17 protein-coding genes, 1 tRNA gene and 1 pseudogene are annotated in these 19127 nt (G+C 75.0%); 5 read left to right on the top strand and 14 right to left on the bottom strand.

Going from position 1 to position 19127, the window contains the following annotated elements; translation table 11 throughout:
• Positions 1-22: 22 nt before the first annotated feature.
• The 6 genes from ACPCUX_RS07265 to ACPCUX_RS07290 are packed head-to-tail and all read right to left on the bottom strand — an operon-like array spanning position 23 to position 7451.
• A complete protein-coding gene (locus ACPCUX_RS07265; protein ID WP_423388452.1) occupies positions 23-1693 on the bottom strand; it encodes a protein kinase domain-containing protein in 1671 nt (556 codons plus the stop codon).
• On the bottom strand, positions 1690-3156 hold the full coding sequence (locus ACPCUX_RS07270; protein ID WP_211932496.1) for a peptidoglycan D,D-transpeptidase FtsI family protein: 1467 nt from the start codon (positions 3154-3156) through the stop codon (positions 1690-1692). The genes ACPCUX_RS07265 and ACPCUX_RS07270 overlap by 4 nt, the downstream gene beginning before the upstream one ends.
• Complete coding sequence (locus tag ACPCUX_RS07275; RefSeq protein ID WP_400112491.1) at positions 3153-4793, bottom strand: FtsW/RodA/SpoVE family cell cycle protein; 1641 nt, start codon at positions 4791-4793, stop codon at positions 3153-3155. The genes ACPCUX_RS07270 and ACPCUX_RS07275 overlap by 4 nt, the downstream gene beginning before the upstream one ends.
• The gene (locus ACPCUX_RS07280) at positions 4793-6223 is read right to left on the bottom strand and encodes a Stp1/IreP family PP2C-type Ser/Thr phosphatase (protein WP_085386956.1); all 1431 of its coding nucleotides are present in this window, start codon (positions 6221-6223) and stop codon (positions 4793-4795) included. The genes ACPCUX_RS07275 and ACPCUX_RS07280 overlap by 1 nt, the downstream gene beginning before the upstream one ends.
• A gap of 6 nt (positions 6224-6229) precedes the next feature.
• Positions 6230-6733, bottom strand: a complete 504-nt coding sequence (locus tag ACPCUX_RS07285) for an FHA domain-containing protein FhaB/FipA (protein WP_076404153.1) — start codon at positions 6731-6733, stop codon at positions 6230-6232.
• A gap of 10 nt (positions 6734-6743) precedes the next feature.
• Complete coding sequence (locus ACPCUX_RS07290) at positions 6744-7451, bottom strand: FhaA domain-containing protein (protein ID WP_021480387.1); 708 nt, start codon at positions 7449-7451, stop codon at positions 6744-6746.
• A gap of 401 nt (positions 7452-7852) precedes the next feature.
• Between ACPCUX_RS07290 and ACPCUX_RS07295 the strand changes: the two genes are divergently transcribed.
• Positions 7853-7936 (top strand) — tRNA-Leu (locus ACPCUX_RS07295).
• A gap of 141 nt (positions 7937-8077) precedes the next feature.
• On the opposite strand, the pseudogene ACPCUX_RS07300 reads toward ACPCUX_RS07295, so the two are convergent.
• Positions 8078-8575 (bottom strand): annotated as a pseudogene (locus tag ACPCUX_RS07300) (DUF6389 family protein); the annotation flags it as partial.
• Positions 8576-8584: 9 nt separating this feature from the next.
• Here ACPCUX_RS07300 and ACPCUX_RS07305 point away from each other — a divergent pair.
• The 3 genes from ACPCUX_RS07305 to ACPCUX_RS07315 are packed head-to-tail and all read left to right on the top strand — an operon-like array spanning position 8585 to position 11457.
• Positions 8585-8959, top strand: coding sequence for a PadR family transcriptional regulator (locus tag ACPCUX_RS07305; RefSeq protein WP_423388453.1), 375 nt, complete (start codon positions 8585-8587; stop codon positions 8957-8959).
• A complete protein-coding gene (locus ACPCUX_RS07310; RefSeq protein ID WP_086150261.1) occupies positions 8959-10335 on the top strand; it encodes a permease prefix domain 1-containing protein in 1377 nt (458 codons plus the stop codon). The genes ACPCUX_RS07305 and ACPCUX_RS07310 overlap by 1 nt, the downstream gene beginning before the upstream one ends.
• A 39-nt stretch (positions 10336-10374) precedes the next feature.
• Positions 10375-11457, top strand: a complete 1083-nt coding sequence (locus ACPCUX_RS07315) for a squalene cyclase (RefSeq protein WP_144722898.1) — start codon at positions 10375-10377, stop codon at positions 11455-11457.
• Here the strand turns inward: ACPCUX_RS07315 and ACPCUX_RS07320 are convergent.
• The 4 genes from ACPCUX_RS07320 to ACPCUX_RS07335 all read right to left on the bottom strand — a co-directional run bounded on the left by ACPCUX_RS07320 (position 11382) and on the right by ACPCUX_RS07335 (position 15610).
• Positions 11382-12437 carry an ABC transporter substrate-binding protein gene (locus tag ACPCUX_RS07320; protein ID WP_144722897.1) on the bottom strand — a complete coding sequence of 352 codons (1056 nt, stop codon included), beginning with the start codon at positions 12435-12437 and terminating at the stop codon, positions 11382-11384. The two genes, ACPCUX_RS07315 and ACPCUX_RS07320, sit on opposite strands and share 76 nt — an antisense overlap.
• A gap of 91 nt (positions 12438-12528) precedes the next feature.
• Positions 12529-13311 carry an ABC transporter ATP-binding protein gene (locus tag ACPCUX_RS07325; protein WP_031315990.1) on the bottom strand — a complete coding sequence of 261 codons (783 nt, stop codon included), beginning with the start codon at positions 13309-13311 and terminating at the stop codon, positions 12529-12531.
• A 116-nt stretch (positions 13312-13427) separates the two neighbouring features.
• On the bottom strand, positions 13428-14519 hold the full coding sequence (gene fepG / locus ACPCUX_RS07330) for an iron-enterobactin ABC transporter permease (protein WP_423388454.1): 1092 nt from the start codon (positions 14517-14519) through the stop codon (positions 13428-13430).
• Positions 14516-15610 carry an iron chelate uptake ABC transporter family permease subunit gene (locus ACPCUX_RS07335; RefSeq protein WP_144722895.1) on the bottom strand — a complete coding sequence of 365 codons (1095 nt, stop codon included), beginning with the start codon at positions 15608-15610 and terminating at the stop codon, positions 14516-14518. Before ACPCUX_RS07335 ends, fepG begins: the two co-directional genes overlap by 4 nt.
• Positions 15611-15793: 183 nt before the next feature.
• On the opposite strand from ACPCUX_RS07335, the gene idi reads away from it, so the two are divergent.
• Positions 15794-16390 carry an isopentenyl-diphosphate Delta-isomerase gene (gene idi / locus ACPCUX_RS07340; protein ID WP_086150146.1) on the top strand — a complete coding sequence of 199 codons (597 nt, stop codon included), beginning with the start codon at positions 15794-15796 and terminating at the stop codon, positions 16388-16390.
• Positions 16391-16425: 35 nt separating this feature from the next.
• On the opposite strand, the gene ACPCUX_RS07345 is transcribed toward idi, so the two are convergent.
• From ACPCUX_RS07345 to ACPCUX_RS07355, 3 genes are read right to left on the bottom strand one after another with little or no spacing between them, the layout of a single operon-like run.
• Positions 16426-17166 carry a hypothetical protein gene (locus ACPCUX_RS07345; RefSeq protein WP_144722894.1) on the bottom strand — a complete coding sequence of 247 codons (741 nt, stop codon included), beginning with the start codon at positions 17164-17166 and terminating at the stop codon, positions 16426-16428.
• Positions 17163-17978, bottom strand: a complete 816-nt coding sequence (locus tag ACPCUX_RS07350) for a hypothetical protein (protein ID WP_423388455.1) — start codon at positions 17976-17978, stop codon at positions 17163-17165. Before ACPCUX_RS07350 ends, ACPCUX_RS07345 begins: the two co-directional genes overlap by 4 nt.
• Entirely contained in the window at positions 17975-18979 is a 1005-nt protein-coding gene (locus tag ACPCUX_RS07355; protein WP_137281383.1) for a hypothetical protein, read from the bottom strand. Before ACPCUX_RS07355 ends, ACPCUX_RS07350 begins: the two co-directional genes overlap by 4 nt.
• Positions 18980-19127 lie beyond the last annotated feature (148 nt).

Below are 19127 nucleotides of genomic sequence, written 5' to 3' on the forward strand. Positions count from 1 at the left end.
CGCGGGGAACACCACGATGTCGTCACGATGTCACCCGTCCGGGGAGCGTCTCGGCGTCGGGCACGGCGACCTCGACGGAGGTCTCCGCGCCCCGCACGGGGGCGGCGTCGCCGCCGTCGCCGTCCCGGTCCCCGAGCGTGGCGATCGTCGCGATCACCAGCACGAGCAGGAGACCCAGGAGGGCGACGAGCGGCCAGGTCAGGCCGTTGGGCAGGCCTCCCAGGCGGCGGCCCGTCGTGGTCGACGTGCGGCGCCCCGCGGAGCGCGAGGGCACGGGTGCCGACTGCGACTGACGGCGGGCCTCGGCGCGGGTCGCCGGGGCGACGGGCTCGGCGCGCGTCGAGCCCCCGGCCGCGCCGGCCGGGCGCGTGCCCGCGCGGGTGGGCTGCGGCCGTCGTGAGGAGCGCGTCGGGCCGTGCATCTCGCGGCGCGGCGGGTACGCGCGCGGGGCGGCCGGGTCGTCCGCCGGGGCCGCGGGGACGGGGCGCTCCCACGGGAGGGCGGGGCCGGGGGCGGCGCCGTCCGGTGCGGGCGGCGCCCCGACGGGCTCGGCGGTCTCCGGGACCGTCCCGCCGTGCCGGCCGAGCGGGCGGACGCGGGTGGCGTCGTCGTCGGGCGGACCGGGGGGCGTCGCGGCCGACGGCGGCGCGTCCGCCTGCGCGGCGTGCGCGGCGCGACGCGGCTCGGGGGCGACCCACGGGTTCGCCGGGTCGGGCGCGTGCGGGTCGCGCACCGCGGCCGGGATGACGAGCGGCGTGATGACGGGTGCCGGGTCCGGCTCGGGCGCGGGGACGTCGTCGGCGGTGGTGCGGGCCCGGCGCGCGCGGCGCGTGGGGGCGGGCGCCCCCGTGCGGGCGGACCAGGGGTCGCTCGCGAGGCGCGCGGCGATGCCCTCGAAGACGCGCGCGAGCGCGTCGGCCGGGTGGGGCCGCGCCAGCGGGTCCTTGGCGAGCATGACCATGACGAGCTCGCCGAGCTCCGGGTCGACCGACGTGGGCAGCGGCGGCACCGGCTCGTTGACGTGCGCGACCGCGATGTCCACGGGCGTCGATCCCGTGAACGGGCGGTTCCCCGCGATGGACTCGTACGCGACGATGCCGAGCGCGTAGATGTCCGAGGCGCCGGTGGCGGCCTGGCCGACGGCCTGCTCGGGCGAGAGGTACTGGGCCGTGCCCATGACCATGCCCGTCGCGGTCATCGGGACCTGGTTGGCCGCGAGCGAGACCCCGAAGTCGGTGATCTTCACGGTGCCGGAGCGGTCGATAAGGATGTTCCCCGGCTTGACGTCCCGGTGCACGACGCCGGACAGGTGGGCGGCGTGCAGCGCCCGGGCGGTCTGCGCGAGGATCGGCAGGAGCCGCGCGGGCGGGAGCACCGGCTCGCGCTCCAGCAGGTCCGCCATGGGCTCGCCCACGACGAGCTCCATGACGAGGTACCCGGAGCCGTTCGTCTCGCCGTAGTCGTACATCTGCGCGATGTTGGGGTGCGAGAGCGCCGCGCTGTTGCGGGCCTCGGTGCGCAGCCGGTTGAGGAAGTCCTCGTTGCCCGCGTACTCGCTCCGCAGGACCTTGACCGCGACCTCGCGGCCGAGCGCGTCGTCGGCCGCGACCCACACCTCGCCCATGCCGCCGACGGCGATGCGCCGCACGAGGCGGTAGCGGTTGCCGAGCGTCAGCCCTCGGACCGGCTTCATCCGTTCAACACCGCCTCCATGACGGCGCGGGCGATCGGCGCGGCGATCGCGCCGCCCGTCGCCTCGTTGCCCATCGAGCCGCCGTTCTCGACGATGACCGCGACCGCGACCTGCGGGTCGTCGGCCGGGGCGAAGCTCGTGAACCACGCGTGCGGCGCGGCTTCGCCGCCCGTCTCGGCGGTGCCCGTCTTGCCCGCGACCTGCACGCCCGGGATCTGCGCGGACTTCCCGGAGCCGTTCTGCACGACGCCCACCATCATCTGGGTGAGCTGCTCGGCCGTCGACGGCGAGACCGAGGTGCGCAGACGCCGCGGCTCCGACTGCCGGACGACGTCGAGGTCGGGGTTGCGGATCGTCTCGACGGTGTACGGGGCCATCTGCACGCCGTCGTTCGCGATCGCGGCGGCGACCATCGCCATCTGGAGCGGCGTGACCTTGACCTCGCCCTGGCCGATGCCGGCGCGCGCGATCCCGGCGGCGTCGGCGCCCGGCGTGCCCTCGGCGGGGAAGCGGCTCGGCGTGACGTCCATGGGGATCTCGAGCGAGGAGTCGAAGCCGAAGTCCTCGGCCTGGTCGCGCATCGCGTCCTCGCCGAGGGTCATGGCCAGGTCGCCGAACGCGGTGTTGCACGAGATGCGCAGCGCGTCTGCGAGGGTCATCTCGCCCGTGGGCGAGCAGCGCGTGCCGCCGAAGTTCTTCATCGTCTGCGTCGACTGGGGGTACGGCAGCTCGTCCGGGGCCGGGATCACGGTCTCGGGCGTGTACTGCCCGCTCTCGAGCGCCGCGGCGGACGTGACGATCTTGAACGTCGACCCCGGCGGGTACGTGTTGCCGCGGATGGCCCGGTTCGACATCGGGTTGCCCTCGGCGTTGAGCAGCTCCTGGTAGCGCTGGCGTGCGAGGGCGGTGTCGTGCGTCGCGAGCTCGTTCGGGTCGTAGCTCGGCTTCGACACGAGCGCGAGGACGCGGCCCGTCTTCGGCTCGATCGCGACGACGGCGCCGCGCTGGTCACCCAGCGCGTCCCACGCGGCCTGCTGCGCCGCCGGGTCGATCGTCAGCTCGACGGACGCGCCCTGCGGCTGCTGCCCCGTGAAGAGCGCGCTCAGGCGGTCGAGCCACAGCGAGCTCGCCTCGCCGTTGAGGTAGTCGTTCTCCTTGTCCTCGATCTCCGTGCGCCCGTTGGTGAGCGACAGAAAGCCGGAGACGGGCGCGTAGAGCGGGCCGTTGGAGTACTGGCGCTGGAAGCCGAACGCATCGTCCACCGGCGTCGAGGACGCGATGGCGTCGCCCGCGACGACGATCGGGCCGCGGAACTTGTTGTACTCGCGGTAGATCGTGCGGGCGTTGCGCGAGTCGTTGTTGAGCGAGTCGGCCTGGACGAACTGGATGTACGTCGTCGACACCATGAGCGCGAGGAACATCACGAGGACGACGGTCGCGACGCGACGCAGGGGGACGTTCACCGGGCTCCTCCCCAGGGGTCACGGTCGGTCTCGGTGGCGGCGTCCGGTCGGCGGACGACCTCCGTGCGCAGGTCGTCGGGGTGGTCGGGGACCTCCCCGGTGCGGCCGACCGCGGGCTGGACGCCCGTCGTCGCGCGCGTGGGGCCCGTGGCGGGACCGGGGACGGTGGGCGCGCCGACCGTGGTGGGTGCGTCGTCGGGCAGGGCGCCCACGGCCGCGCCGCCGCCCACGACCGCGACCGGGTCGGAGTCGGTGCGGCTGCGCGCCCCGCCGGGCGCGACCTGCCCGCGCACGGGCAGGGAGGAGGGGCGCCGCGCGTCGTCCGAGATGCGCAGGAGCAGCCCGACGACGAGCCAGTTCGCGAGGAGCGACGACCCGCCCTGGGCGACGAACGGCATGGTCAGGCCGGTGAGCGGGATGATCCGCGTGATCCCGCCGACCACGACGAAGAGCTGCCACGCCATGACGAACGCGAGACCGCCCGCGAGCAGCTTGCCGAACCCGTCGCGCACGCCGATCGCGGTGCGCAGGCCGCGCTCCACGAGGACGAGGTACGCGAGCAGGATGCCGATGAGGCCCGTGAGGCCGAGCTCCTCGCCGAGCGACGCGTAGATGAAGTCGGAGAACGCGTACGGGACCGTGCGGGGGTAACCGGCGCCCCAGCCCGTGCCGAAGAGGCCGCCGTTGCCGAGCGAGAACAGGCCGCCCACGAGCTGGCCGGACCCGCCGACCTTGCGGCCGAAGATCTCCGGGTCGAACGGGTGCAGCCACACGTCGACGCGCGCCTGCACGTGCCCGAACGTCGACGCCGCGAGCACTGCGCCGACCGCGATGAGGAGCAGACCGATGACGACCCAGCTCACGCGCTCGGTCGCGATGTAGAGCATCGCGACGAACAGGCCGAAGAACAGGAGCGAGGTCCCGAGGTCGCGCTCGAACACGAGGATCGCGAGCGAGACGAGCCAGACGATGATGATCGGCCCGAGGTCGCGCAGGCGCGGGAGCTGGAGGCCGAGCACGCGGGGGCCGGCGAGCGCGAGCGTGTCGCGGTTCGTCACGAGGTACCCCGCGAAGAAGATCGCGAACGCGACCTTGGCGAACTCGGCCGGCTGGAGCGAGAAGCCGAACAGGTTGATCCAGATCTGGGCGCCGTTGATGCGGGTGCCCAGGCCCGGGACGAGCGGCAGCGCGACGAGCACGATGCCCGCGATCATCGCGGTGTAGGTGTAGCGGCGCAGGGTCCGGTGGTCGCGCAGGAACCAGACGAGGGCGAACGCGCAGAGGATGCCGAGCGCCGTCCACTGGAGCTGGCGGGGCGCGAGGTCCTGCTCGCCGCCCGTGACCTGCGAGCCCAGGTCGAGGCGGAAGATCATGGCGAGGCCGATGCCGTTGAGCGCGACGGCGATCGGCAGGATCACCGGGTCCGCGTACGGCGCCTTGAACCGCAGCAGCACGTGCGCGGCGCCCGCGAGCACCACCGTGCCGATGCTGTACACGTAGAAGCGGCCCGGGAGCTCGCCCGTGAGCTGCAGACCCACGAGCGCGTACGCCCCGATGCCCAGCGCGAGCGCGAGGACGAGCAGACCGAGCTCCGCGCCCCGGCCGGGGCGCACCTCGGTGGTCTCCACCGTGGCCATCAGGCCCCCGAGCCGGCGCCGTCGGCGGGCGCCGGGGTCACGTCCGGCGCGTCGGCCTCCGGCGTCCCCGTCGTCGCGCCGTCGACGGTCCCGTCCGCGGGCGGTTCGGTCGAGCCGTCGGTCGCGGGGGTCTCGGTGGTGTCCTCCGTGGCCTCGGCGACCAGCCGCTCGGCGCGGGCGCGGGCGTCCTCGAGCGACTGCGCGGGGATCGTGGTCTCCAGGCGGTCGACGACGTAGCCCGGCAGGTCGTCGACGCGCGTCCCCGTGAGCTCGATCGGGGTCGACAGCGTGACCGGGCCCGCGTTCTCGGGGATGCCGCGGAACACCGCGACCTGGCCGTCGGCGACGCCCACGTAGTACTGCGACTGCGTCCAGCGGTAGCCCGCCCAGCCGGCGACGCCGAGGCCCGCGACCACGAGCAGGATCGCGACCACGGTGACCCAGCGCCGGGGCGCGCGACCCGGGCGCACGTCGTCCTCGTCGTCGCCAGAGCCCTCGGCGATGGTGCGACCCTCCGTGCCGTCCTCGTCCGCCGCGTCGGCGTCCGGGTCCTCGGCCGGGGCGGTCGTCTTCGTGCTCGCCATGAGCGCGGCCGCGCGGGCCGCCGGGCCGTCCGCGGCCGACGTCGGGGCGTCGCGGTCGATCGCCGCCGACCCGACGACCTGCGCGCCCGTGCCGGGGGCCCCGCCGTCGGGCAGGGCGTCGACGTCGACGACGTCCGCGACGACGACCGTGACGTTGTCCGTGCTGCCGGCGCGCAGCGCGAGCTGGAGCAGGTGGTCGGCGCACGCGTCGACGTCGTCCGTGTCGGCGAGCGTCTGCGCGATGGTCTCCTGGCTGACGAAGCCCGAGAGGCCGTCCGAGCACAGGAGCCACCGGTCGCCCGGCTTCGCCTCGCGGACGGACATGTCCGGCGTGAGGTCGATGTCGAAGTCGCCCAGCACGCGCATGACGACGTTGCGCTGCGGGTGGGTCTCGGCCTCGTCCGCCGAGATGCGCCCCGTGTCGACGAGGTGCTGCACGAACGTGTGGTCCGTCGTGACCTGGTTCAGCTCGCCGTCGCGCAGCAGGTAGGCGCGCGAGTCGCCGAGGTGCGCCATGGCGAGCTTGTTGCCCGCGCGCAGGATCGCGGTGACGGTCGTGCCCATGCCGACCAGCTCCGGGTCGGTCACGCTGCGGTCCACGAGGTCCTGGCGGGCGTGGTCGATCGAGCGCTCGAGCTCGGCCAGCGCGTCGTCCGGGCCGTGCGACTCGCCGTCGAGCGGGGCGAGCGCGGCGATCGCGATGGACGACGCGACGTCGCCCCCCGCGTGTCCGCCCATGCCGTCCGCGACGACGAGCAGGTGCGGGCCCGCGTAGCCGGAGTCCTGGTTGTTGGAGCGCACGAGCCCGACGTCGGAGCGCGCGGCGTAGCGCAGGGCGATGTTCACTGCGGGCTACCTCTGCAGCTCGACGACGGACTGACCGATCCGCACCCGCGTCCCCAGGCCCAGGGGGGTGACCTGGGCGATCCGCTGGTCCTCGACGTAGGTGCCGTTCGTGGAGCCCAGGTCCTCGACGAACCAGGACCCGTGCTGCGGGAAGATGCGGGCGTGGCGCGACGACGAGTAGTCGTCGTCGAGGACGAGCGTGCAGCTCGGCGCGCGGCCGATGAGGATCGACGACGTCGTGAGCGGGATCGTCGTGCCGGTCAGCGGGCCGGCGGTGACGACGAGCCGCGACGGGCCCGCGGGCGCGGCGGGTCGCGACGGCTCCGGGGCGGCGGGGGTGGGGCCCGACGTCGGGCGGGCGGCCGGGGCGGGGGCGCCCTTCTTGCCGCGGCGCGGCGTGATCTTCGTGCCGTACAGGTCCCGACGCAGCACCCCGATCGCGGAGAGCACGAACACCCAGAGCAGCACCAGGTAGCCCAGCCGGAGCAGGGTGAACGTGAGATCGGTCATGCGGGCCGGATCACCACTCCTCGTTGTCGGACGCGCCGGTCCAGAACATGATGCGGGTCCGGCCGATCGTCAGGGAGTTCCCGTCGAGCAGCGTCGCGGCCGGCACCTGGTGGCCCTCGACGAACAGCCCGTTCGTGGAGCCGAGGTCCGTCGCGATCACGCCCTCCGGGGTCACGCGGATCTCCAGGTGGCGCCGCGAGACGCCCGGGTCGTCGACGACGATGTCGGCCTCCGAGCCGCGGCCGATCACGGTGACCGGGCCGGTGAGCAGGTAGCGCTGCCCGTCGATGTCGACGAGCGGGTGGCGCGTGCTCGGGGACGCCGTCGTGGCGGGGGCGACGTTGCCGCGCACGCTCGCCGAGCGCAGCTGGAAGCGGCCGACGTCGAGCGTGTCGTTCTGCTCGAAGCTCACGCTCACGGGGCCGACGAACGCGTAGTGCTGCGACGCGGCGTACTGGGTGACGTTCGAGGCCAGCTCGTCGGCGAGCGTCTCCGCGCCCCACCCCTCGACCTGGCCGAAGTCGTCCACCGACAGCTCGATGGTGAACTCGTTGGGCACGACCGTGCGCTCGCGGTCGACGACGGCGGCGCGGTCGTCGACCTCGCGCCGCAGCGCGCTCGCGAGCTCGACGGGCTTGACCTCGCTGCGCCCGACCTTCGCGAACGCGTTGTTCACGACGCGCTCGACGCCCTTCTCGAAGCGGTCCAGGACTCCCATGCCACCTCCTCCCTCGTGCTCGCTCGTGCCGCGGCCCACGCCGCGCGGATCTCGTCTGCTCTGCCGGCGCCCTTCCCCGGTGGCCCCCCGCGCACCCGCGTCCGGGCAGACTACCTAGATCGTATCGATCGCGTCGGACCAGCAGGCCCGTTTCGTCGGACGATTACCGGACGGATGTGGCGCTTTCGTGGCGGAGCGTGTGAACGTCGGGCGTCCGCTCCCCCGCCGAGCACGAGGTTGGCGTCGTCTCGCCGCTCTTCCCGGGAGCGACGACGTGCTCGAGGGCGACGAAGGTCGTGGTCGGCGACGGGGCCGCGCCGCGGTGCGTCCGGGTGGCGGGCGTCACGCAGGACGGTGCGGTGCCGGTCGGTCGCCCGCGCCGTGCTAGTCTTCTGCGGCACGCGCGAGTGGCGGAATAGGCAGACGCGCACGGTTCAGGTCCGTGTGCCCGAAAGGGCGTGGGGGTTCAACTCCCCCCTCGCGCACGTGACGAGGTCCCGGTCAGGTCGTCCCTGACCGGGACTTTCGCATTCCCGGGCCCGTGCTTCCTCCCGGGTGCCGCCTCCGGCGGCGTCGTCCGGCCCAGCTCCCGCGCTCACGGCGCCAGCGCGCGGCACGGAGGTGCCGTGGCCGTCGTGCCCGTCCACCACGCCCGGCACGCGCGACCTGCCGCGCGCCGCGGCGTCCCACACCTCCACGACCCAGTCGGCGGCGGTGTCGACGACGACGTCGCGCGCGTCGTGCGGCTCGCGGCCGGGTGCGACGAGCGGCACGTCCGGGACGGGGCCGTCCTCGCCGTGCACGACCTCGAACAGCGTGCGGTGCGGCGCGATCGCGCGGTCGAGCACGGCGGCGTCGGGGCCGTCGAGCGACACGACGACGTCGAACGTGCCCTCCCCGTCCTGGTCAGGGAAGACGGTGACGACGATCTCCTCCGCGCGGTCCGGGAGCGCGTCGACGACGGCGCGCAGGCGGCGCACGGCCTCCGGCGTCGCGGCGTCGAGGTGGCCTCGCACGAGGCGGGCGTGGGTCGCGGCGTCCATCGCGTCACCGTAGCGCCGGGCGAGGCTGCCGAGGCCAACCCTAGATCTGCTAGGGTCGTAACCCCTAGAACAACTAGGCATAGGAGCGTTATGCGTATCGACAAGGACCTCGTGGCCGCCTCGGCCACCCCGCTCGTGCTCGGGATCCTCGCCGACGGCGAGTCCTACGGCTACGCGATCCTCAAGCGCGTGGACGAGCTCTCGGGCGGCCGGATGCAGTGGACCGACGGCATGCTCTACCCGCTGCTGCACCGGCTGGAGCGCCTGGGGCTCGTCGAGGCTTCGTGGGGCACGTCCGACGTCGGCCGGCGCCGCAAGCACTACGCGATCACGGCCGCGGGGCGCGAGGCGCTCGTCGAGCGCCAGGCGCAGTGGGACGTCGTCGCGCACGCGCTCCAGCAGGTGTGGCGCTCTGCCCAGCACGGGCTGCAGAGCCCGCCGCGCGTCGCGGAGGGGTGGGCCTGATGGGCGCCGCGACCGCGCCGGCCGGCGCCGCGAGCCCCGGCCCGCACGCCGCGCTCGAGGCGCAGATCGACCAGTGGCGCGGGTACGTCCGGCGCCGGGAGGCGATCTCCGCGGCGGACGTCGACGAGATGGAGGACCACCTGCGCGAGCGGGTCGAGGACCTGCGCGCGACGGGCCTCGACGACGACGAGGCGTTCCTCGTCGCCGTGAAGCGCATGGGCACGCTCGACGACCTGTCGCGCGAGTTCGCGCAGGAGCACTCCGAGCGCCTGTGGAAGCAGCTCGTCCTCGTGGGCCAGCAGCCCGGCCGCACCCGCTCGTGGCGCGAGCTCGCGGTCGTGCTCGGGCTCGCCGTCGCGGTGGGCGTCACGGTCAAGGTCGCGACCGTGCTCCTGCCCTGGGAGACGGTCGGCCTCAACGTCGGGCTCCTCGTGCTGCCGTTCCTCACGGCCTACCTCGCGTGGAAGCGCCAGGTGACGCTGCGTGTCGTCGGCGCGCTCGTCGTGCCGTTCGTCGTGCTGGGCGTCGTGCTCAACGTGTACCCGTTCGCGCCCACGGACGCGACGTTCGTCCTCGCGGCGCTCGCCGCCCCGGTGACGCTGTGGTCCGTCGTCGGGCTCGCCTACGTGGGCGGGCGGTGGCGCTCGGACGCGCGTCGCATGGACTTCGTGCGGTTCACGGGCGAGCTCGCCGTGTACTACACGCTCATCGCGCTCGGCGGCGGGGTGCTGCTCGGCCTGACGATCGGGGTCTTCTCGCTCGCCGGCGTCGACCTCGAGCCCTACCTCGACACCTGGATCCTCACCCTGTGCGTGCCGGCGGCGCTCATCGTGGCCGCGTGGCTCGTCGAGGCCAAGCAGAACGTCGTCGAGAACATCGCGCCCGTGCTCACGCGCGTGTTCACGCCGTTGACGCTCGTCATGCTCCTCGCCGCGTTCGTCGTCCTCGCGACCGCGGGGAACCTCGCGGCCGTGGACCGTGAGCTGCTCATCCTCATGGACGCGATCCTCGTGCTCGTCCTGTGCCTGCTCCTCTACTCCGTCTCGGCCCGCGACCCGCTCGCGCCCGGGTCGTTCTTCGACGGGCTCCTGGTGGTCCTCGTCGGCGCGGCGCTCGCCGTCGACGCCGTCGCGCTCACCGCGATGCTCACGCGCATCGCCGAGTTCGGCGTCAGCCCCAACAAGGCGGCGGCGCTCGGGCTCAACCTCCTGCTGCTCGTCCACCTCGCGTGGTCGGCCGTGCTCGCGACGGCGTTCCTCCGCGGGCGTCGGCCGTTCGCCGACCTCGTCGCGTGGCAGACGCGCTTCCTCCCCGTCTACGCGGCGTGGGCGGCGGTCGTCGCCCTCGTGTTCCCGCCCGTGTTCGGCTTCGTCTGACCGACGGCGGTCGGCCGTCCCCGGGGGTAGCGTGACGGGATGGCCGACCGACCGTCCGGCGGGCCGGTCGACGACGACGTCGTCGGCTGGCTCCTCGACGCCGACCCGGCGCTGCGCTGGCAGGTGGAGCGCGACGTCGTGCACGCCCCGCCCTCCGTGTGGCGGGCGACGCGGGCGCGCGTCGCGACGGAGGGCTTCGGCGCCCGGCTGCTCGGCCACCAGGACCCGGACGGGCAGTGGGCGGGCGGTGCGTACTTCCCCGCGGACGTCGGCGGGGACGGCGCGGCCCCGCCGGACGCCGAGGGCAGGCCCGAGGAGGGCCAGCCCTGGACCGCGACCACCTGGTCGCTCGTCGCGCTGCGCGAGTGGGGTCTCGACCCTGAGGTGCTCCGCGCGCGCCGCACGCCCGAGCTGCTCGCCGAGCACTGCCGCTGGGAGTACGACGACCTGCCCTACTGGGGTGGCGAGGTTGACTGGTGCATCAACGGGTACACGCTCGCCGCGGGCGCGTGGCTCGGCGTCGACGTGACGGCGCTGCTCCGCACCGTCCTCGACGGTCGGCTGCCCGACGGCGGGTGGAACTGCGCGTGGGTCGAGGGCGCGACCGTGTCGTCGTACCACTCGACGCTCAACGCGCTGAAGGGCCTCCTCGCCTACCAGGAGCACGCCGGGGCCACGGACGAGCTGCGCGCCGCGCGCCGCGCCGGCGAGGAGTACCTGCTCCGCCGCGGCCTGTTCCGCCGGCTCGGCACCGGCGAGCCCGTCGGGGACTGGGCGTTCCGCCTCGCCTACCCGTTCCGCTGGTACTACAGCGTGCTCAACGCGCTGGTCTACCTGCGCGCCGCGTCGCTGCTCGACGGCACGCCGCCGGACCCGCGCGCGGCGGACGCGGTCGAGCACGTCCGCCGCGCGCGGCGCCCGGACGGCACCTGGCTCCAGGGCCGGCGCCATCCGGGCCGCGTGTGGTTCGAAGTCGACGCGCCCGCGGGCGAACCGTCACGCTGGCTCACGTACCACGCGACCGTCGTCCTCGACTGGTGGGACGGTCAGGACGCGGGCGGCCCGGAGACGACCTCCGCGCCGTCGAGCACCGCGATGAGCTCGTCGAACCACTCGACGTAGCTCGCCCACGTGAACGGGCGCTTGTCGTCCCAGCCCACGACCTGCCCCGCCTGGACCGCGGGCAGGCCTGCGTACACGGGGTTCGCCGCCATGGCCTCGTCGGAGCCGGTGTAGCTGAGCACGACGTCCGCCGGGTAGTCCGGCACGCGCTCCCAGCTGAGCTCCGCCCAGGCCTGCTGGTCCTGCGGGCCGCCGATCGTGAAGCCCAGCTCCTCCAGCAGCGCGAGCTGGCCCAGGGTCCGCTGCCCGACCCACAGCTCCTCGGCCCCGTTGAGCGGCAGGATCGTCAGCGGCTTCTCCGCGGCGATCGCCCGCAGGGTGTCGAGGCGCTCGTCGAACGCGGCGCGCGCCTCCGCGACCTCCGGGGTGTCCGCGTCGCCGCCGAGCGCCTCCGCGAGCGACGCGTAGTCCTCGATCACCTCGACGACGGGCCGGCCGGAGAACTTCATCCCGACGAACGGCGCGACGGCGGTCGCCTCCTCGGTGATCTTCTCGTCCCACCACCGCCACGCCGTGCCGTCCTCCGTGCCGAACCCGATCACGAGGTCGGGGTCGAGCGCGAGCAGCTTCTCCAGGTTGAGCTCGGCGTCGGTGCCGACGACCTCCATCTCGTCGACCCGCGCGTTGCCGATCGAAAGCGCGCCCGTGTCGGAGAAGCCGTACCCGAACACGCCGTCGGGCCGCACGCCGTAGTCCCACAGCGCGGCGGCCGAGTAGCCGTCGACGACGAGGCGGTCCGGCGCCTCGTCGAGCTCGTACGTCGTGCCGTGGCCCGAGGACGTCCACGACCAGCCGTCGGCGCTCGCGGACGGCTGGTCGTCCCCGGCGCCGTCGGAGCCCGCGTCGGTGCCCGGGGAGCACGCCGCGACGACGGCCGTGAGACCGAGCGCGAGCGTGGCCGCCGCGACCGCGCGCGCGGGCCGGCGCCGCGCACGGGGCGCGCCGGGCAGGGTGGACGAGGGACGGGTCGTGCGGGTCATGCGGTGCTCCTCCGACGAGGCGGTGCGGGCGAGCGCAGGACGGTGGGGGGCCGGTCGGGCGGGGTGGTCCGACCGGGAGAACGGGGCCGCGTCAGGCGCGGCGGGGCCGGCCCTCGGGCACGACGAGCGGGGTGCCCGTCACGGGGTCGGCGATGATGCGGCACGGGAGGCCGAACACGTCCTCGACGAGCTCGGCCGTGACGACCTCGCCCGGCGCGCCCTCGGCGACGATCGCGCCGTCCTTCATGGCGATGAGGTGGGTCGCGTAGCGGCACGCGTGGTTGAGGTCGTGCAGGACGGCGACGAGCGTGTGCCCGCGGTCCCGGTTGAGGTCGGCGCACAGCTCGAGCAGCTCGATCTGGTGGGCGATGTCGAGGAACGTCGTCGGCTCGTCGAGCAGGAGGAGGGGCGTCTCCTGCGCGAGGACCATCGCGACCCACACACGCTGGCGCTGGCCGCCGGACAGCTCGTCGACGAGCCGGCCAGACAGGTCCGTGGTGCCGGTCGCGGCGAGCGCGGCGACCACGGCCGCCTCGTCCTCGCGCGACCACTGGCGCAGGAGCTTCTGGTGGGGGTAGCGCCCGCGCGCGACGAGGTCTGCGACGGTGATCCCCTCGGGCGCGATCGACGACTGCGGCAGGAGGCCGAGGCGGCGCGCGACCTCCTTCGCGGGGATGGACGAGATGGAGCGGCCGTCGAGCACGACCTCGCCCTGCGACGGCTTGAGCAGGCGCGACAGCGCCCGCAGCAGCGTCGACTTCCCGCACGCGTTCGGCCCGACGATCACCGTGAACGAGCCGTCGGGGATCGTCACGTCGAGCCCCGAGGAGATGACGCGGTCGTCGTAGCCGACGGTGATGCCGTCGGCGTGCAGGCGGTCGGCGGTGGGGGCCGCGGGGCGGTCGGCGGTGCCGGGCGCGGCCGCGTCGTGCGGGGCGTCCGCGAGCTGGGTGGGTGCCACCGGGGTCCTTCCGGTCTGCGGGGTCGGGGTCACTTGCGGGCCTCGCGGACGAGGAGCCAGACGAGGTAGGCGCCGCCGACGCTCACGGTGACGACGCCGACGGGGAGCTGGGTCGGGGCGAACGCGCGCTGCGCGACGAGGTCGCTCGCGGCCAGGAGCACCGCGCCCATGCACGCGGCGGGCAGGATGCGCACGCCCGCGCTGCCCGTGAGGCGGCGCGCGAGCTGGGGTGCGGCGAGCGCGACGAACGCGATCGGGCCGGCCGCCGCGGTGACGAGCGCGGTGAGCGCGACGCCGAGGACGACGAGCGCGAGCCGCACCCGCTCGCTGCGCAGGCCCAGGGCGGCCGCGGCGTCGTCCCCGAGCTCGAGCAGGCCCATGCGCGGGGCGAGCCACACGAGCGGCAGGGCCAGGAGCGCGGCGAGCACGCACGCGGGGACCGCCTGCGCCCACGTCATGCCGTTGAGCGACCCCGCGCCCCACACGGCGGCGGCCATCGCCGTCTCGAGGTCGGCCTTGACGATGAGCCACTGGTTGGCGGACGCGAGCATCGCCGACACCGCGATGCCGACGATGATGAGGCGGAACCCCTGCACGCCGCGCCGGTAGGCGAGGACGTACACCACCCCCGCGGTGACGATCCCGCCGACGAGCGCGCCCGCCGCCACGCCGACGTACCCGCCGCCGAGCAGCATGATGACGACGAGCGCCCCGGTGTACGCGCCCGTGTTGAAGCCGATGACGTCGGGGCTGCCGAGCGGGTTGCGCGTGAGCGACTGGAAGATGGCGCCGCTGACGCCGAGCGCCGCGCCGAGCACGAGCGCCATGAGCGCGCGCGGGAGGCGCCACTCGACGACGACCATGTGCACCGGGCCGTCGGCCGCGCCGACGAGCGCCTGGAGCACCTGCGGCACGGTGAGCGGGTAGTCGCCGGTGGTGAGCGCGACCACGCCGACGGCCAGCGCGACGAGCAGGAGCGCCCCGCACACCGCGAGCGTGCGCAGGTCGAGCCGCAGGCTCACGCCCCGGCCGCGCACGACGCGCGTCGGGCGGCCGAAGTCGACGCGCCGGTCCGGACCGGGCGCCCCGGCCGAGAGACTGTCCTGCACCGGGGCGCTCACAGCCCGCTCGCCTTCGAGCGGCGCACGAGTGCGATGAGGACCGGGGCACCGACGAACGCCGTGACGATCCCGACCTGGAGCTCGCCCGGCATGACGACGACCCGGCCGACGACGTCGGACACGAGCAGCAGGACGGGCGCGAGCACCGCCGAGTACGGGAGGATCCAGCGCTGGTCCGGGCCGACCGTCCACCGCGCGACGTGCGGCACCATGAGGCCGACGAACGCGATGGGCCCGGCCGCGGCCGTCGCCGCGCCGCACAGGAGCATGACCGCGACGCCGACGAGCACGCGCGTGCGCCCCACGTGCGCGCCGAGCGAGCTCGCGAGGTCGTCGCCGAGCGCGACGGTGTTGAGGGGGCGCGCGACGACGAGCGCGATGACGAGCCCGATCACGACGAACGGCGCGATCGTCCCCGCCATCTCCATCGTGCGGCCCGCGAGCGAGCCGGCGCCCCAGAAGCGCATGCGGTCGAACGCCGCCGGGTCGAGCAGGGTGATGCCCTGCGAGACGCCGCCGAGCACCGCGCCCAGCGCGACGCCCGCGAGGGTCAGACGCACGGGCGTCGCTCCCCCGCGGCCCTGCGACCCGATGGCGTACACCGCGACGGTCGCGACGACGGCGCCCGCGAACGCGAACCAGATGAACGACCCGATGTCCGTGAGCCCGAGGAACGCGACGGCCAGCACGACGGCGAACGCGGCGCCCGCGTTGACCCCGAGGATGCCCGGGTCGGCCAGGGGGTTGCGCGTCATGGCCTGGATGAGGGCGCCCGAGACGCCGAGCGCGGTGCCGACGAGCAGCCCGACGACCGTCCGCGGGAGGCGCAGGTCCCGGATGATCACGTGGTCGCCCGAGCCGTCGTAGCCGGTGAGGGCGTCCCAGACCGTGCCGAGCGGGACCGGCTTCGAGCCGACGACGAGGCTCAGCACGATCGCGAGCACGAGGACCGCGAGGGCGACGAGGAGGCCGACGCTGCGCCCCGCGTTCGTGCGGGCGACCCCGGCCGGGCGGTCGGCGGGGTCGGTCCCGGCCGGTGCCGTGCCGCCGGGGACGTCGGCCGTCGTGGCGGCGGTCGCGGGCGAGGTCATGGTGCTCGGATCTGCTCGGGGGCGCTCGGCCCGGCGGGTCAACACGAGTGAGGTTACCCTCACCTTAATTCACGCCCCGGAGGGTCCGGCAAGGTCGTCCGCGAACCCGGTGGAGTGACCCCGCTCACCGTCGCTGCGGGAGGGGGTTGCCGGTCCGCGAGCGGCGTGTGCGAGAGTGGCCGCATGACCTCGCACGTCCCCGTCGCCGCCGACCACGTCGTCACCGTCGACGACCAGGGCCGCCGGACCGGCACCTTCGAGCGCGCCGCGGTCCACACGACCGAGACGCCCCTGCACCTCGCCTTCTCCTGCTACGTGCTCGACGACGCGGGCCGCCTGCTCCTCACGCGGCGGGCCCTCGCGAAGCGCACGTGGCCCGGCGTGTGGACCAACTCGTTCTGCGGGCACCCGCGCTGGACGGAGTCGACCGAGGAGTCGATCGTCCGCCACGCGCGGCACGAGCTCGGGCTCGAGATCGCGGACCTGGAGGTCGCGGTCCCCGGCTTCCGCTACCGGGCCGTCGACGCGTCGGGCGTCGTGGAGAACGAGATCTGCCCCGTCTACGCCGCCCGGGCTGCGGGCCCGGTCGAGGCGAACCCCGACGAGGTGATGGAGCTCGCCTGGGCCGACCCGCGGGACGTCGCGCGCGGGGTCGCCGCCACGCCGTGGGCGTTCAGCCCGTGGATGGTGCTCCAGGTCGGCGCGCTGGGCGGCGCGAGCACGGCCGGCGACGGTCCGACGGCGCCCCTCGCCGCGGCCTTCGGTCCCGCCTCCGCCTGACCGCGCCCGGCCCGCGACCGGGCAGGGGCGAGGAGTCAGACGCGCCGGAGCTGCGCGCGGCGGAACCGCTCGGGGATGCCCAGGTGGTCGGCGTCCTCGGCGGTCGAGCGCAGCCGCCGCGGCGGGAGCGCGTGCGGCAGGACCGCGTCGGCGCCGGGGACCCGCGCGTCGTGCATCGCGGCGGCGAGCGCGTGCACCAGGGGCGCCTGCCGGGACGGCCGCCGCGTCGAGAAGACCCACAGGTCGAAGCCGGGGGCGGTCGCGAGGTCGACGGGCTGGCCCTGCGCCCACGCGTGCCGCGCGACGACCGGCGACACCGCCAGGAACGTGACCGGCCGGCGCGACCAGAGCACCGTGCGCGACGCGCCGCTCACGCCGCGGTCGGCCAGGAGGAGCCCGATCGTGCGCTGGTTGCCCACGACGGCGGACACCGTGCGGGGGTCGATCCCCGACCACGGGATGACCGTCGGGCGCAGGAACGGTGCGAACGAGCCCACGACGATGCCGCCGTCGAGCACGAGCAGCTTCTCCGAGCCCAGGAACCACAGCAGGACGCCGAGCACGGCGGCGACGGCCACGAGCAGGACGGCCGCGGCGACGACCTCGCCGTCGGCCAGGCTGGCGACCGGCGCGAGCAGCACGAGAACGAGGACCACGGCCCACGCGGGGCCGTTCGGCGTCGCGGCCTCGACGTGCCGCAGGCGGCCGAGGCGCGACGCGTCGGCCCAGTGGCGCACCTTGCGCGTCGCGCGGTCGCCGGTCGGCGCGGCCGTCATCGGCCGAGCAGCTCGGCGGGGAGGCGGCGCAGCGTCGCCGGCCCGACCTCCGACAGCTCGAGCGTGACGGGCGCGCCGTCGGCGTCGTGCTCGCCGCCGCGCACGACGTACACGCCGTCCGGCGTCGCGTAGACGCTCACCCGGACGAGGGTGTCCGAGCCTGCGCGCACCGCCCCGAGCACCGTGACGGCGACCGCTCCGGAGAGCTCCGGCGACGTGCGGGCCTCCGCGGCGAACTGCTCGGTCGTGAAGGTGCGGGCGCGGCCGTCGAGCACGGCCTTCGCCGCGGGGTCGAGGAACACCGCGAGGCGCCCCGCGAGCTCGGCGAGCGGGTAGACGCTGAAGGAGTGGTGGCCGCTCGGCCCGACCTCCTCCTCGAGCACCCGGTCCTCGTCGTGCAGGTAGACGTACACCCAGTGCTTGCCGAGCGCCGTCGTGCGGTCCGCGGAGAGGATGGCCGACGCCGTACGCCGCAGCACGAGCGGGCCCGTCACCTCGGGGACCGCGTCGATCCCGACCTGCGGCTCGCCGCCCGGCCCGGGCGGGCGCTCCTCGTCGGACGGCACCACGAGACCCCGTGCGAGCAGCGACCGCAGGGCGACGCGCCCGACGAGCGTGCGGTCCGCGCCCTCCTGCGCGTCGAGCCAGGGCAGCGGGACGAGCTGCGGGTTCTGGAGGCCGTCGAGGATCGCGACCTCCTCGTCGGTGAGCGTGACGACGTGCGTCACCTCGCCCGAGGCCGTGCGCGCGAGCGTCTGCTCGGCGGCCGCGATGTCGGCCGCGGACCACTGCATGGTCGGCTGCTGGGTCACGAGAAGAGGCCTCCGATGAAGTCGCCGGCGGCGGAGAGCCCGTCGCCGATCGCGTCACCGACGTCGGACGCGACGTCGCCGATGGTATCGGCCGCGTCCCCGACGAAGCTCGTGACGTCGTTCCAGCCGTCCGCGAGGTACGGGCCCGGGTCCGAGAAGAACCCCGTGATCGAGTCCCAGTTGTCGTAGACGAGGTTGCCGAGCGCCCAGACGCCCGCGACCGCCGCCGCGCCCGCGACGACCGCGATGCCGACCGGGTTGGTGAGGAGCCCCGCCGCGATCGCCATGGTGCCCGCGCCGCCGATCACGGACAGGACGCCCATGCCGCGGTCGACGCCGCCGCGCACGCCGTCGTACTGGGTGTTGACGATCTGGTTGATGCCGCCGACCACGCCGGCCGCGCCGCCCGCGAAGCCCATGAACCGGGAGAACGTCGTGGCCCGCCCGAGCACGCTCAGCGCGTCCCCGACCGCCATCCCGCGCGTGAGCTGCAGGGCGCTCGCGGCCGCGGGCGACAGCGCCGCGAGCCGGCTCGCGTCGAGGAAGCCGCGCGCGGCGAGGAAGGTGCGGTACGCGATCCACGCGCCGCTCCCGGCGCCCCACGCGGACAGCGCGGTGTCGCCGACGTCCCAGATCGACCCGTCGAGCGGGTCGCCCGCGCCGGGAGGGCCGCCGCCGGGGCCGGTCGGCACGCCGGGCCCGGGGACGCCCGGGGACGGGATGGACCCGCCCTCGGTGCTCGTCGCGAACTGCTGGTCCGCGTGGCGCAGGACGGCCTGCGACGCCTCGGAGAGCGTCTGGCTCACGCCGCGCAGCAGCGCGACGGACGTGCCGGTCCACTCGCTGCGGAACTGGTCGGCGTCGCCGCCCTGCCAGCGGCCCGCCGCCTCCACGAGGCCGCTGACCTCGGACGTCGTGCTCACGAGCTGGTCGGAGGCGGACCGCAGCGACTGCGCCAGCCTCCGCAGCTCGTTGACGTCCGCGCCCCACATACCGCTCACGTCGTCCTCGTCCCCTCGTCGGTCGTCCGGCCCGCCGGCACCCGGTGTCCGGGACGCGCGAGGCGGGCACCGGGGAGGCTACCGTGCGCGCCGTCGTGCGGGCGATGGGGAGTCCTCCCCGTCGGGTCGCGGCGCGCCCGCGCCCGCG

Origin of the sequence: Cellulosimicrobium sp. AB352 (assembly GCF_049538415.1) — a bacterium.
In the GTDB taxonomy this organism is placed as follows: Bacteria; Actinomycetota; Actinomycetes; order Actinomycetales; family Cellulomonadaceae; genus Cellulosimicrobium; species Cellulosimicrobium funkei.

What these genes read in the sequence shown, in the direction of transcription:
- ACPCUX_RS07265 (WP_423388452.1), bottom strand. Translation starts at nt 1,693, where the DNA reads ATGAAGCCGGTCCGAGGGCTGACGCTCGGCAACCGCTACCGCCTCGTG.
- ACPCUX_RS07275 (WP_400112491.1), bottom strand. Translation starts at nt 4,793, where the DNA reads ATGGCCACGGTGGAGACCACCGAGGTGCGCCCCGGCCGGGGCGCGGAG.
- ACPCUX_RS07285 (WP_076404153.1), bottom strand. Translation starts at nt 6,733, where the DNA reads ATGACCGATCTCACGTTCACCCTGCTCCGGCTGGGCTACCTGGTGCTG.
- ACPCUX_RS07290 (WP_021480387.1), bottom strand. Translation starts at nt 7,451, where the DNA reads ATGGGAGTCCTGGACCGCTTCGAGAAGGGCGTCGAGCGCGTCGTGAAC.
- ACPCUX_RS07305 (WP_423388453.1), top strand. Translation starts at nt 8,585, where the DNA reads ATGCGTATCGACAAGGACCTCGTGGCCGCCTCGGCCACCCCGCTCGTG.
- ACPCUX_RS07310 (WP_086150261.1), top strand. Translation starts at nt 8,959, where the DNA reads ATGGGCGCCGCGACCGCGCCGGCCGGCGCCGCGAGCCCCGGCCCGCAC.
- ACPCUX_RS07315 (WP_144722898.1), top strand. Translation starts at nt 10,375, where the DNA reads ATGGCCGACCGACCGTCCGGCGGGCCGGTCGACGACGACGTCGTCGGC.
- ACPCUX_RS07320 (WP_144722897.1), bottom strand. Translation starts at nt 12,437, where the DNA reads ATGACCCGCACGACCCGTCCCTCGTCCACCCTGCCCGGCGCGCCCCGT.
- ACPCUX_RS07335 (WP_144722895.1), bottom strand. Translation starts at nt 15,610, where the DNA reads ATGACCTCGCCCGCGACCGCCGCCACGACGGCCGACGTCCCCGGCGGC.
- idi (WP_086150146.1), top strand. Translation starts at nt 15,794, where the DNA reads ATGACCTCGCACGTCCCCGTCGCCGCCGACCACGTCGTCACCGTCGAC.
- ACPCUX_RS07345 (WP_144722894.1), bottom strand. Translation starts at nt 17,166, where the DNA reads ATGACGGCCGCGCCGACCGGCGACCGCGCGACGCGCAAGGTGCGCCAC.